The organism is Pseudomonas sp. PGPR40 (assembly GCF_022014505.1).
GTDB lineage: Bacteria > Pseudomonadota > Gammaproteobacteria > Pseudomonadales > Pseudomonadaceae > Aquipseudomonas.
On sequence record NZ_JAKLSP010000048.1, the window covers coordinates 18,082 to 30,102 of the forward strand.

Below are 12,021 nucleotides of genomic sequence, written 5' to 3' on the forward strand. Positions count from 1 at the left end.
TCTGCGTCCATCGTATGTGACGCAGAGCGTCACGGGATGCATTCCCACGCAGAGCGTGGGAATGATCAGGTAGAAAAATGATTTTCAGGACCGCGGCACATGCTTGAGCATCCGCTACAACGCTTCTTCAAATCCTTGCGCGAACGTCCGGTGTTTGCGTGGGAGCGCTATCAGATGCGCGATGTGCTGGTGATCGACCATCCGCTGTGTCAGGCGGTGTTCAGTCGGCAGGGCGCGCAGTTGCTGCACTTTCAGCCAAAGGGTCAGAAACCCTGGTTGTGGTGTGCGGCAAAGTGGCCGCATGTTGGTGCGATTCGCGGCGGTGTGCCGGTGTGTTGGCCGTGGTACGGCCGTCATCCGAACGAAAACGCCTGGCCGTCCCATGGCTGGGCGCGTTTGCTCGACTGGAAACTGCTCGACAGCAGCAGTGATGACGATGGCGTGCATCTGCACTGGCAGTTACAGCTGTGCGACTGGCAAGTGGACTTGCACGCGCACTTGGGCGAACGCATGGATTTGCACCTGAGTACTGAACATCAGGACGACATGCCGTGCCAGTTGAGCCAGGCGTTGCACGCCTATTGGCGTATTGGTGACGTGGCTGAGGTAGCGCTGTCTGGGCTCGACGGCGCGCAAGGTTACGACCAGTTGAGCCGCCAGGTTTGCCAGCAGGAAGGCGAGTTGCGGGTCGACGGCGGTTGTCAGCGCGTGTTTCAGCATGACGGTGAATTGCAGCTCAAGGACCACGCCTGGCAGCGGGAACTGTGTATCGACACCGGCGACCATGCGGACACGGTGGTCTGGCATCCGGGCTCGCGGCCATTGCTGGGCGTGAGCTGGAGCGAGGTTTTAGAGTTCGTCTGTGTGGAAGCGGCCAGCGGCGGGACCGATAGCCTGTGCCTGCCGCCGGGGGAGCGGGCGCATTTGAGTTTGCAGGCGCGGGTGATCGTTCCCACGCTCTGCGCTTGATCGTTCCCACGCTCTGCGTGGGAATGCAGCCCGTGACGCTCTGCGTCACTGGACGCGGAGCGTCCCTAGAGGCATTCCCACGCAGAGCGTGGGAACGATCGGTAGGGGTTAACTAAACTCATCGCCAATCGGATACCGACTGGCATTCAGGCTTTCCTTGATCTTGCGCAAATGCGGTTGGAAATCCACACCCCGGCGCAGGGTCATGCCGGTGGCGAGCACATCGAGCACGGTCAACTGAATGATCCGCGACGTCATCGGCATGTAGATGTCGGTGTCTTCCGGCAGTGGAATGTTCAGGCTCAAGGTACTCGCCTTGGCCAGCGGCGAACCCTCGGCCGTCAGGCCCAGTACTGAAGCGCCGTTTTCCCGGGCGATGCGCGCCACTTCCACCAGTTCGCGGGTGCGGCCGGTGTAGGAAATGATCACGAACAACTCACCGGTATGGGCCACCGAGGCGATCATGCGTTGCATCAGCACGTCGGCATGGGCGGTCACTGCCAGGTTGAAGCGGAAGAATTTGTGCTGTGCATCCAGTGCCACCGGGGCCGAGGCGCCGAGACCGAAGAAGTGGATCTGCCGGGCCTGGATCAACAGGTCGACGGCACGGCTGATCAGGTTCGGATCCAATGCCTGGCAGGCGCTGTCCAGCGACGCGATCGCGCTGCCGAAGATTTTCTGGGTGTAGGCTTCCGGGTTGTCGTCGGCTTCCACCGCGCGGCTGACATACGCCGCGCCACTGGCCAGGCTCTGGGCCAGCTGCAGTTTCAGTTCCGGGTAGCCGCTGACACCGAACGAGCGGCAAAAACGATTGACTGTCGGTTCGCTGACCGAAGCGGCCTGGGCGAGGGCGGCGATACTGAACCGGGTGGCCTGCTGCGGGTTGAGCAGGATCACTTCGGCGACTTTGCGTTCTGCCTTGTTCAGGTCTTCAAGGCGATTCTGGATCTGTTCCAGTAAATTTCGCACGCGGTCCATTTCATGTTCCTTAGGTCAGCAGCGCAAATAAGCGTTCGGCTAATGCAAATTGGGCCTTTGATACGGCCCATAACGGTGGCCTATCCTACTGATGGCTCCGACCGACCACCACTCGGAATCTATATTTTGCGAAAATGTTGTGGTTATTACTACATTTTCCCTTGAGTGATGCCTTGAAAAAAGGTATTTGTAGCTTAACTTGATAAAAGAACAAACATCATGCCTTCGATTACGGTTGAACCTTGCACCTTTGCCTTGTTCGGCGCTCTCGGCGATCTGGCCTTGCGCAAGCTGTTTCCTGCCCTTTATCAACTCGATGGCGCCGGCCTGCTTCATGAGGATACGCGCATTATTGCGCTGGCCCGTGAATCCGGCAGCGAGCAGCAACATCTGGCGTTCATCGCCGCTGAGTTGCGCCGCTATGTCGGAGCCAAAGAACTGGATGACGCTGTGCTCGAGCGCTTCCTGGCCCGCTTGAGCTACCTGCACGTCGACTTCCTCAAGACTGACGACTATGTCGCCTTGGCCGAGCAGGCTGGCAGTGCCCAACGAGTGATTGCCTACTTCGCTACCCCGGCGGCGGTTTATGGCGCTATTTGCGAGAACCTGTCGAAGGTTGGCCTGAGCGAAAATACCCGCGTGGTGCTGGAAAAACCCATCGGTTCGGACCTTGAATCCTCGCGCAAGGTCAACGACGCCGTGGCGCAGTTCTTCCCGGAGAACCGCACCTATCGCATCGACCACTACCTGGGTAAAGAGACCGTACAAAACCTGATCGCCCTGCGTTTCGCCAACAGCCTGTTCGAAACCCAGTGGAACCAGAATTACATTTCCCACGTGGAAATCACCGTGGCCGAGCAGGTCGGGATCGAGGGCCGTTGGGGCTATTTCGACAAGGCCGGGCAGCTGCGGGACATGATCCAGAATCACCTGCTGCAATTACTCTGCCTGATCGCCATGGACCCGCCGGCCGACCTGTCCGCCGACAGCATCCGCGACGAGAAAGTCAAAGTCCTCAAGGCACTGGCGCCGATCAGTCCGGAAGGCCTGACCACTCAAGTGGTGCGCGGCCAGTACATCGCCGGCCACAGTGAAGGCAAATCGGTACCCGGGTATCTGGAAGAGCCTAATTCCAACACCCAGAGCGACACCGAAACCTTCGTCGCCCTGCGTGCCGACATTCGCAACTGGCGCTGGGCCGGCGTGCCGTTCTACCTGCGCACCGGCAAGCGCATGCCGCAGAAGCTGTCGCAGATCGTCATCCATTTCAAGGAGCCGTCGCACTACATCTTCGCCCCCGAGCAGCGCTTGCAGATCAGCAACAAACTGATCATCCGCCTGCAACCGGACGAAGGCATTTCCTTGCGCGTGATGACCAAAGAACAAGGCCTGGACAAGGGCATGCAGCTGCGTAGCGGTCCGTTGCAGCTGAATTTTTCCGACACTTATCGCAGCGCGCGGATTCCCGACGCCTACGAGCGGTTGTTGCTGGAAGTAATGCGCGGCAATCAGAATTTGTTTGTCCGTAAAGATGAAATCGAAGCCGCGTGGAAGTGGTGTGACCAGTTGATCGCCGGGTGGAAGAAATCCGGTGATGCGCCCAAGCCGTACGCGGCCGGGTCTTGGGGGCCGATGAGCTCCATTGCACTGATTACGCGGGACGGGAGGTCGTGGTATGGCGATATCTGAATTGAAGCTGCCTCAGGGCGTTAGCGCTCATGAGTTCAAAAGCCCGGTGCTGCTGGCCGAAGGCCTGGCATTGGCGGTGGCCAAACAACTGAGCGACGCGATTGCCGCGCAAGGCGCCGCGACGCTGGTGGTGTCTGGCGGACGTAGCCCGGTGGCGTTTTTCCAGCACTTGGCCAAGCAGGCGCTGGACTGGTCGAAAGTGGTTGTCAGCCTGGCTGATGAGCGCTGGGTGCCGGTGGAGCATGCCGACAGCAATGCCGGTCTGCTCAAGCGTTACCTGTTGCAAGGCCCGGCGGCCAAGGCTCAGTTTCTGAGCCTGTACAGCGCCACCGCCAACCTGGAGCAGGCCGCCGAACAGGCTGATCGCTTGCTCGCCGAATTGCCGCCGATCGACGTGCTGGTGCTGGGCATGGGTGACGACGGTCATACCGCGTCGCTGTTCCCCAACAGCCCGAACCTGGCCGATGCCTTGAAACTCGACGGTACCCGTCGCTGCTGGCCGATGCTGGCGCCAACCGTGCCTCATCAGCGCCTGACCATGAGTCGCGCGCTGCTGGCCTCGGCGAAGCACACTGTTCTATCGATTTCCGGTCAGTCCAAGCTGACAACCCTGAATGCCGCACTGGCCGGTGACGATGTCGCTGCCATGCCGATTCGGGCGTTTCTGCAACCTACGTTAGAGATTTACTGGTGCCCATGAACCAAGGATCAGCCGCTATGACAAACACATCCCCGACCGTTTCCATGGCGGACAAAGTTGCCCTGATCGACAGCCTCTGCGCCAAGGCGCGGATCCTGCCGGTGATCACCATCGCTCGTGAACAGGACGTGCTGCCATTGGCCGACGCCCTGGCGGCCGGTGGCTTGACGGCGCTGGAAGTGACCCTGCGTTCGCAGTTCGGTCTCAAGGCGATCCAGATCCTGCGCGAGCAGCGTCCGGAACTGATCACCGGCGCGGGCACCGTGCTTGATCGCGGCATGCTGGCCGCTGCCGAAGCGGCCGGTTCGCAATTCATCGTGACGCCGGGCATCACCCGTGACCTGCTTGAAGCCAGTGTCGGCAGCCCGATCCCGCTGTTGCCGGGCATCAGCAACGCCTCCGGCATCATGGAAGGCTATAGCCTGGGTTATCGCCGTTTCAAGCTGTTCCCGGCGGAAGTCAGTGGCGGCGTCGCGGCCATCAAGGCGCTGGGCGGTCCGTTCGGCGAAGTAAAATTCTGCCCGACCGGCGGCGTCAGCCCGGCGAACATCAAGAGCTACATGGCGTTGAAAAACGTGATGTGCGTAGGCGGTAGCTGGATGCTTGACCCCGAGTGGATCAAGAACGGCGACTGGGCCCGCATCCAGGAGTGCACTGCCGAGGCATTGGCTTTGCTGGACTGATTGAGCGGATTTACCAAACACTTCGTTGGTGTGTTCTACGGTTTTACGGTGCGCTTGGTCGGTGCACCGTTTTTTTTTGCCTGAAAGAAAACCCTTATGGCTGCCACGTTTTTTTTGCCAAAAAAGAAACCTACAGGACATCATGCGATACATAGTTACCGCATCTCGCCGCTCGTCCAGCGTTAACCTGCGTTCATCTTATGGAAGAGAGAACGTCATGGATGACAACACTGCACTTACATCCCCACCACCGGTGTGCCAACTGTCACCCGAACAGATCGCCGGCCCGTATTTTCGAAACCCCAAACTGATCAGGCGAAACATCAGCGAAGGCATGGATGGCATCCCCTTGGTGCTGCGGCTGACGATCGTCGATGCCATGACCGGTCAACCGGTCACCGGGGCGGTGGTTGATATCTGGCATTGCAACGCGCGCGGGGCGTATTCGGGCTGGAGCAAGGTCGACCCGGACAAGGAGGTCGACGTCGGTGATATCGGCTCGATCCCGCGTACTGATGACGACACTTACCTGCGCGGTGGGCAATTCACCGACAAAAAAGGCATCGTGCGGTTTACCACCATTTATCCGGGGTATTACGCCGGACGCGCCCTGCACATCCACGTCGCTGTCCGCATCACGGCCGGCAACAACTATCTGGAAGAGCGACATGTCGCTTGGGTCGGGCAGCTTTATTTTCCCGAGATCGCATCAAGGTCGGTGCTTAACGCCCGTGAGTACAGTGGTCGAGCCGTCTCACCGCTGACCAACGATCAAGATTTTTTCTATGAAACCATGGGTGGTGAAGCCTCGACCCTGAACGTTCACGCCATCGGTCGAGACTCGAATGAAGACGGCTTTTTCGGGCACATGACCATCGGTGTCGACACGTTTGCGGTGTCATCGCAAATCAAGCCTGAGGACTTCGACAAATACACCGTGTGACATCAGCTCAATTCGCTCAGCGCCCGGGCCAGTAGATCCATGTCCGCTGCGGTGGTGGTGAGCCCCGGCGTAATGCGGATGCACGGGCCACACGCTGCGCCGCTGCGCATCACGGTAAACAGGTTGTAGTCGTTGAGCAGTCGCTCGACCATTGCCTGTTGGTCGGTATGTCGGGTAAAGCGCATCGAGGTGATGCCGCAATACAGGCGTGGGTCATCCGGGGTCATGACTTCGATCCCCGGTAATGCCCGAACGGCTTTGACCCATCGGTTTCGCAGATAATTAAGCCGCATGCCCTTGGCGACGGAACCGCCCATGGCGCGATGTTCTTCGAACACCAGCGGCAGGGTCAGCAGCGCCGGAATATTGGGCGTGCTGTAGGGCGTGCGGGCGCGAATGTCGGTGACCGGGAAATGCATCTCGCCCATGTCCGGGTCGATATCGGCCAGGCGCTCGGGCGCGATGTAAATGAAACCGAGGGTCAGTGGCGCACCGATCCATTTGTGCAGGTTGTAGCCGGCAAAGGCGATGCCCAGCTCATCGAGATTGAACTCGATCTGGCCGAGGGCATGGGCGCCGTCGAGGATCACGTCAATGCCGTATTCCCTGGCGGCAGCAGCAATTGCCTGTACTGGCATCACCAATCCGGTGCGATGGGTGACGTGGGTCAAGGCCATCAGCTTCAGTCGCGGATAACGCTCGAAAGCTTCGCGGTAAGTGGTCAGTAAACTGTCGAAACTGGCGGGGTGGCGGTGTTCGATCTCGATCACTTCCACGCCTCGATAGCGGGCCAGCCAACGCATCGCGCCCTTGACCGTGTCGTACTCCAGATCGCCTATCAGCACCTGATCGCCCGGCTCCAGGCGGTTGTAGTTGCGGATCAGCGATTGCAGGCCGTCCGAGGCGTTATGGGTGAGGGCGACGGCTTCGGCGGGCGCACCGATCAGCTCGGCCAGTTGTTCACGAATCTTGACGCTTTCGCCCTGTTCGAAGCGCTGGCGCACATGCACCGAGTTGCCGCGGTTGATCAGTTCGATGTTGCGCTGATACTCCTCGACCACCGTGCGCGACATGCGCCCGAAGTAACCGTTCTCGAGATTCAGGGGGCCGGGTTCGACAGCATAGCGGTCGGCAAAGGTCAGCCAAAAGGCTTCATCGCGGGAGCGGCGGGTGTTATCGGGCATGAGCAACTCGGTGAAGTAGGGCGGGTCAGTGGCGAGGGGCGGGTTTGCCGTGTTTGGCGCGCAGCGGTTCGAGCAGCTCCGACAAGCCGTTATGGTCGATTTCCTGCATCAAGGCCAGCAAACCGCCGAGTTCACCATGGGGGAAACCTTCGCGAGCAAACCAGTTCAGGTATTGACCGGGCAGGTCAGCGATGATGCGGCCCTTGTATTTGCCGAAGGGCATTTGGCGGGTAATCAGCAGTTCGAGCTTTTCGGGATTCATCATCAGTTATCTAGATTCAAAAACAGCCTGGAAAATACAGGCATTCTGCATGCAGGCCAAATGACAGATCATGCAAAAAAAGCGGATACATATTTCGCCTTAAACTCCAACTGATTGAAATATAAGTAAAAAGACGTCAATTCAAAGCTGGCATGCAGGGTGCAACGACTCATTGCATCTTTCATCAACCGCAAGGAATTGAAAAATGACCGACATTAATAAAGAAGCGATCTCTGTACTCAACGACCTGATTGAAACCTGTAAAGACGGTCAGGAAGGGTTCAAGACTTGCGCTGAAGACCTCAAAAATCCAGAAATCAAAACCCTGTTCATTCAGCGCTCCACCGACTGCGCTGCCGCTGCGGCCGAGCTGCAGGCGACTGTGCGTTCCCTGGGCGGTGATCCGGAAACTTCCACCAGTGTCAGCGGCGATATGCATCGTCGGTGGGTCGACGTGAAGGCGATGTTCACCGGCAAGGATGACGAGGCCGTGCTGAACGAAGCCGAACGTGGTGAGGACCACGCGGTGAAGGCTTACAAGGAAGCACTGGAAAAAATCAACGAGAACAACCTGGTGAGCATTCGTGACATCGTTGAACGCCAATATCACGGCGTGCAACGCAACCACGATCAGGTGAAAGCGCTACGTAATCAGGCTCGCGCACGCTCATAAGCGTTCGTTGTCTGTCAAAAACGCCAGTTAGTCTGGCGTTTTTTTGTGTTCGGAATTGTAAGAAGAACGATAATGCTGCATTCACTGTGGCGAGGGGGCTTTCCTCAATGCCATGTAGGAGCGAGCTTGCTCGCGAAAACGGCGGTACAGTCAACATTGATGTCGCCTGATATACCGCTTTCGCGAGCAAGCTCGCTCCTACAGGTTTCGCGGCTTGCCTGTGGCGAGGGAGCTTGGAATCAGCCGATGCTGATCGCCGGCAACGTCGGCAATGTCACGGTCTGTTGCTTGCGCGGCGCCAGAATCTCCGCCTCGCCGTCCACCACCAACTCGTCGCGCTGGTTGAACACCCGCGTGGCGATACGCACACGAAACTTCGGCAGTTTTTCGAGAATCTCCAGGCGCACGGTCAGGGTGTCGCCAATCTTCACCGGTTTCTGAAAGCTCATCGTCTGACCGATATAAATAGTCCCCGGCCCAGGCAACTCGCAAGCCACCGCTGCGCTGATCAACGCGCCGCTGAACATGCCGTGGGCGATACGCTCCTTGAACATGCTGGCGGCGGCAAATTCGGCGTCCAGGTGCACCGGGTTGTGGTCGCCGGACATCGCGGCGAACAACTGAATGTCGCGCTCTTCGACGGTCTTGCTGTAGCTGGCGGTCTGGCCGATTTCGAGGGCTTCGTAAGGGGTGTTGGTAACCTGGGTCATCTGTCTCGATTCCTGTGACGAATTAAATAAATCCACAAAAAAACTATTCGGCTCTGGGTGGCCGGCGGTTGCTCAAGGCCTGAGCGATCCAGTTCAGCACATCGGCCGTCACTTCGTCGCGGTTGCTCTCGTTGAACAGTTCATGCCGGGCCTGCGGGTAAATCGTCAGCTGCAGGCTCTGGCAGCCAGCGTCGCGCAGGGCGTGGGCCAGATATTTCAGACGTTTGCCTTCGCTCACCGGATCACATTCGCCGCCAATCACCAGCAGCGGCAGGCCCGGATCGATCTGGGCGAGATTGGACGCTTTGCTGATTTGCTGCAAGCCGCCCAGCAAGTCGATCCACAGTTGATTGGTGCAGCGAAAGCCACAGAGCGGGTCATTGGCGTATTTGTCGACTTCAGCCGGATCACGGCTCAGCCAGTCGAACGGCGTGCGCGCCGGTTTGAATTTTTTGTTGAACGAGCCGAATGACAGCCATTCGATCAGCGCACTGCGCCCCTTGGGGCCTTGGCGCAGGCGTTCGAGGCGAGCAATCTGTCGCGCGGCGCGATAGAGCGCCATGGGCTGGAAGTTCGAGCCGCTGAGAATCGCCCCGTGCAGGCTGGCGCTGTGGTGCAGCAAGTAACCCTGGGCGATGTAACTGCCCATGCTGTGACCCAGCAACACGATCGGCACGCCGGGATGCTGTTGGCCGATGTGTTGGTTAAGGCTGGCCAGATCGCCGACCACTTTGCACCAGCCGTCGTCATCGGCGAAATGGCCAAGCGTACCGTTTTCGGCAGTTTTGCCATGTCCACGCAGGTCCGGCGCATAAACGCCGTAATCCTGATCACAGCATGCTTGCGCCAGACGGGCGTAGCGGCCGCTGTGTTCTGCCATGCCGTGGGCCAGCAGGATCACCGCCTTGAGCGGCGCGGCCGGCAGCCACTGGTTGACGAAAAGGCGACTGCGGTCACTCGCGGTCAGCCAGAAAGTGTCGTGAATCATGGCGGTTCCTTTGCGTTGAGCTGGGGTGGGAAACAGCCCCGCTGCATTGTATAGCGCATCCGTCGCGGGCCGTCTGATCAGGCCACGGCGGGGCAGCAAGATTCACGCGATCTATGACGCCCGTGCGCATATTTGCCTGATTCACCATAGCTGCTAGTGTCCGGGAAGCACCGTTTTTCGCTTCCTGCTTTTTATGGAATGAGAGAGAAGGACAGAAAAGCGGCCCCGGATGACTCAGGTAAAGAGGACAAAAATAATGCAACCTGATTTCTGGAATGACAAGCGCCCGGCCGGCGTGCTCCTGGATATTGACCTTGGGGCCTATAAGTCGGTGATCGAGGTGTTCGAGCGTTCCTGCAAGAAATTTGCCGACCGCCCGGCATTCAGCAACATGGGCGTGACCCTGACCTACGCCGAACTGGAACGCTACAGCGCTGCGTTCGCCGGTTACCTGCAAGCTCATACCGACCTGGTGCCGGGGGATCGCATCGCGGTGCAGATGCCCAACATCCTGCATTACCCGATTGCCGTATTCGGTGCCTTGCGCGCCGGGCTGATCGTGGTCAATACCAACCCGTTGTACACCGCGCGGGAGATGCGTCATCAGTTCAAGGACTCCGGTGCCCGGGCGCTGGTCTACCTGAATGTGTTCGGCCAGAAGGTCCAGGAAGTGCTGCCCGACACCGACATCCAGTACCTGATCGAAGCGAAGATGGGCGACCTGATGCCCACCGCCAAGGGCTGGCTGGTCAATACCCTGGTGAGCAAAGTCAAGAAAATGGTCCCGGCGTATTCGTTGCCGCAGGCCATTTCCTTCAAGAGTGCGTTGCGTCTGGGTCGGGGCCTGGGCATCAAACCGCTGAACGTCGGCCTCGACGATATCGCGGTGTTGCAATACACCGGCGGCACCACCGGGCTGGCCAAGGGCGCGATGCTGACCCACGGAAATCTGGTGGCGAACATGCAGCAGGCGCGCGCGTGTCTGGGGCAATTCGGCAACGACGGTCAGCCGCTGCTGCGCGAAGGCCAGGAAGTGATGATCGCGCCGCTGCCGCTTTACCATATCTATGCCTTCACGGCGAACTGCATGTGCATGATGGTGACCGGCAATCACAACGTGTTGATCACCAATCCACGGGACATTGGCGCCTTCATCAAAGAGCTGAAGAACTGGCGGTTCTCGATGCTTCTGGGGCTCAACACGCTGTTTGTCGCGCTGATGGACCATCCGGACTTCAAGACCCTGGACTTCTCCAGCCTCAAGCTCACCAACTCCGGCGGCACCGCGCTGGTCAAGGCCACGGCCGAGCGCTGGGAGCAGCTCACTGGTTGCCGGATCACAGAAGGTTATGGCCTGACCGAAACCTCGCCGGTGGCCTGCACTAACCCTTACGGCGACAAGTCGCGCATTGGCACGGTCGGCCTGCCGGTGCCGGGCACGACGCTCAAGATCATCAACGATGAGGGCATCGAACTACCGCTGGGCGAGCGTGGTGAACTGTGCATCAAGGGCCCGCAGATCATGAAGGGTTACTGGCAGAAGCCCGAAGCCACCGCCGAAGTGCTGGACGCCGACGGCTGGTTCAAGTCGGGCGACATCGCGGTGATCGACCCGGACGGTTTCGTGCGCATCGTCGATCGCAAGAAAGACATGATCATTGTCTCGGGCTTCAACGTGTACCCGAACGAGATCGAAGACGTGGTAATGGCCCACCCGAAAGTCGCCAACTGCGCGGTGATCGGCGTGCCGGACGAGCGTTCGGGGGAGGCGGTGAAGTTGTTTGTGGTGGCCCGCGAATCCGGGGTCAGCCTTGAAGAGCTGAAGGCCTATTGCAAGGAAAACTTCACGGCATACAAAGTGCCCAAGCACATCGTCTTGCGTGAGTCGTTGCCGATGACGCCGGTGGGCAAGATTCTGCGGCGGGAGTTGCGAGAGATCGCCTGATCGGTGAATGGCCGCGCTTCGCACGGTTCGCGGGCAAGCCTCGCTCCCACAGGTTTAATGTTGCACACAAAGAATGTGTACAGCGCGGACCTTGTAGGAGCGGGCTTGCCCGCGAAGGCGGCGATACACTCAACATTGATGTCTCCAGATATACCGCTTTCGCGAGCAAGCTCGCTCTCATCAAACAAAAAATAACCAATTGATTTAAAAAGAAAAATCACGCTGCCTTCACCAAGTCCATCCCCAGTTTCCGAGCCTTGCGCAGCAAGGCTCGGAACTGACGTTCCTGGCTTCTAC

12 protein-coding genes are annotated in these 12,021 nt (G+C 58.9%); 7 read left to right on the plus strand and 5 right to left on the minus strand.

The window, feature by feature from the left end; all coding sequences use genetic code 11:
• The first annotated feature begins 99 nt into the window (after positions 1-99).
• The gene (locus MEB48_RS27845) at positions 100-969 is read left to right on the plus strand and encodes a D-hexose-6-phosphate mutarotase (protein WP_237886942.1); all 870 of its coding nucleotides are present in this window, start codon (positions 100-102) and stop codon (positions 967-969) included.
• A 108-nt stretch (positions 970-1,077) separates the two neighbouring features.
• On the opposite strand, the gene MEB48_RS27850 is transcribed toward MEB48_RS27845, so the two are convergent.
• Positions 1,078-1,938 (minus strand): MurR/RpiR family transcriptional regulator, encoded by an 861-nt coding sequence (locus MEB48_RS27850; RefSeq protein ID WP_176466927.1) that lies wholly within the window; start codon positions 1,936-1,938, stop codon positions 1,078-1,080.
• A 228-nt stretch (positions 1,939-2,166) separates the two neighbouring features.
• Between MEB48_RS27850 and zwf the strand changes: the two genes are divergently transcribed.
• The 4 genes from zwf to MEB48_RS27870 all read left to right on the plus strand — a co-directional run bounded on the left by zwf (position 2,167) and on the right by MEB48_RS27870 (position 5,962).
• Positions 2,167-3,636 carry a glucose-6-phosphate dehydrogenase gene (gene zwf / locus MEB48_RS27855; protein WP_237886943.1) on the plus strand — a complete coding sequence of 490 codons (1,470 nt, stop codon included), beginning with the start codon at positions 2,167-2,169 and terminating at the stop codon, positions 3,634-3,636.
• Entirely contained in the window at positions 3,623-4,336 is a 714-nt protein-coding gene (pgl, locus tag MEB48_RS27860; protein WP_237886944.1) for a 6-phosphogluconolactonase, read from the plus strand. The genes zwf and pgl overlap by 14 nt, the downstream gene beginning before the upstream one ends.
• Before the next feature lie 17 nt (positions 4,337-4,353).
• Positions 4,354-5,019 carry a bifunctional 4-hydroxy-2-oxoglutarate aldolase/2-dehydro-3-deoxy-phosphogluconate aldolase gene (locus MEB48_RS27865; RefSeq protein ID WP_237886945.1) on the plus strand — a complete coding sequence of 222 codons (666 nt, stop codon included), beginning with the start codon at positions 4,354-4,356 and terminating at the stop codon, positions 5,017-5,019.
• Positions 5,020-5,236: 217 nt separating this feature from the next.
• Positions 5,237-5,962: an intradiol ring-cleavage dioxygenase gene (locus tag MEB48_RS27870; RefSeq protein WP_237886946.1), complete on the plus strand. Its 726-nt coding sequence runs from the start codon at positions 5,237-5,239 to the stop codon at positions 5,960-5,962.
• Between the two features lie 2 nt (positions 5,963-5,964).
• Here MEB48_RS27870 and MEB48_RS27875 read toward each other — a convergent pair whose 3' ends face one another.
• Together MEB48_RS27875 and MEB48_RS27880 are read right to left on the minus strand one after the other, a co-directional pair.
• Complete coding sequence (locus MEB48_RS27875) at positions 5,965-7,146, minus strand: aminotransferase class V-fold PLP-dependent enzyme (RefSeq protein ID WP_237886947.1); 1,182 nt, start codon at positions 7,144-7,146, stop codon at positions 5,965-5,967.
• 25 nt (positions 7,147-7,171) lie between these two features.
• The gene (locus MEB48_RS27880) at positions 7,172-7,408 is read right to left on the minus strand and encodes a DUF3820 family protein (protein ID WP_017340422.1); all 237 of its coding nucleotides are present in this window, start codon (positions 7,406-7,408) and stop codon (positions 7,172-7,174) included.
• Positions 7,409-7,613: 205 nt separating this feature from the next.
• On the opposite strand from MEB48_RS27880, the gene MEB48_RS27885 reads away from it, so the two are divergent.
• A complete protein-coding gene (locus MEB48_RS27885; protein ID WP_237886948.1) occupies positions 7,614-8,081 on the plus strand; it encodes a PA2169 family four-helix-bundle protein in 468 nt (155 codons plus the stop codon).
• Positions 8,082-8,320: 239 nt separating this feature from the next.
• Here the strand turns inward: MEB48_RS27885 and MEB48_RS27890 are convergent, their stop codons facing one another.
• Both MEB48_RS27890 and MEB48_RS27895 read right to left on the minus strand, forming a co-directional pair.
• Positions 8,321-8,791 carry a MaoC family dehydratase gene (locus MEB48_RS27890; RefSeq protein WP_007934748.1) on the minus strand — a complete coding sequence of 157 codons (471 nt, stop codon included), beginning with the start codon at positions 8,789-8,791 and terminating at the stop codon, positions 8,321-8,323.
• Positions 8,792-8,834: 43 nt separating this feature from the next.
• Positions 8,835-9,779 (minus strand): alpha/beta hydrolase, encoded by a 945-nt coding sequence (locus tag MEB48_RS27895; RefSeq protein WP_237886949.1) that lies wholly within the window; start codon positions 9,777-9,779, stop codon positions 8,835-8,837.
• A gap of 256 nt (positions 9,780-10,035) precedes the next feature.
• Between MEB48_RS27895 and fadD2 the strand changes: the two genes are divergently transcribed.
• A complete protein-coding gene (fadD2, locus tag MEB48_RS27900) occupies positions 10,036-11,724 on the plus strand; it encodes a long-chain-fatty-acid--CoA ligase FadD2 (protein ID WP_237886950.1) in 1,689 nt (562 codons plus the stop codon).
• The last annotated feature ends 297 nt before the right edge of the window (positions 11,725-12,021 follow it).

Bases quoted from the DNA above. Each gene is read 5' to 3' on its own strand.
- MEB48_RS27845 (WP_237886942.1), top strand. From the start codon at position 100: ATGCTTGAGCATCCGCTACAACGCTTCTTCAAATCCTTGCGCGAACGT.
- zwf (WP_237886943.1), top strand. From the start codon at position 2,167: ATGCCTTCGATTACGGTTGAACCTTGCACCTTTGCCTTGTTCGGCGCT.
- pgl (WP_237886944.1), top strand. From the start codon at position 3,623: ATGGCGATATCTGAATTGAAGCTGCCTCAGGGCGTTAGCGCTCATGAG.
- MEB48_RS27865 (WP_237886945.1), top strand. From the start codon at position 4,354: ATGACAAACACATCCCCGACCGTTTCCATGGCGGACAAAGTTGCCCTG.
- MEB48_RS27870 (WP_237886946.1), top strand. From the start codon at position 5,237: ATGGATGACAACACTGCACTTACATCCCCACCACCGGTGTGCCAACTG.
- MEB48_RS27875 (WP_237886947.1), bottom strand. From the start codon at position 7,146: ATGCCCGATAACACCCGCCGCTCCCGCGATGAAGCCTTTTGGCTGACC.
- MEB48_RS27880 (WP_017340422.1), bottom strand. From the start codon at position 7,408: ATGAATCCCGAAAAGCTCGAACTGCTGATTACCCGCCAAATGCCCTTC.
- MEB48_RS27885 (WP_237886948.1), top strand. From the start codon at position 7,614: ATGACCGACATTAATAAAGAAGCGATCTCTGTACTCAACGACCTGATT.
- MEB48_RS27890 (WP_007934748.1), bottom strand. From the start codon at position 8,791: ATGACCCAGGTTACCAACACCCCTTACGAAGCCCTCGAAATCGGCCAG.
- MEB48_RS27895 (WP_237886949.1), bottom strand. From the start codon at position 9,779: ATGATTCACGACACTTTCTGGCTGACCGCGAGTGACCGCAGTCGCCTT.
- fadD2 (WP_237886950.1), top strand. From the start codon at position 10,036: ATGCAACCTGATTTCTGGAATGACAAGCGCCCGGCCGGCGTGCTCCTG.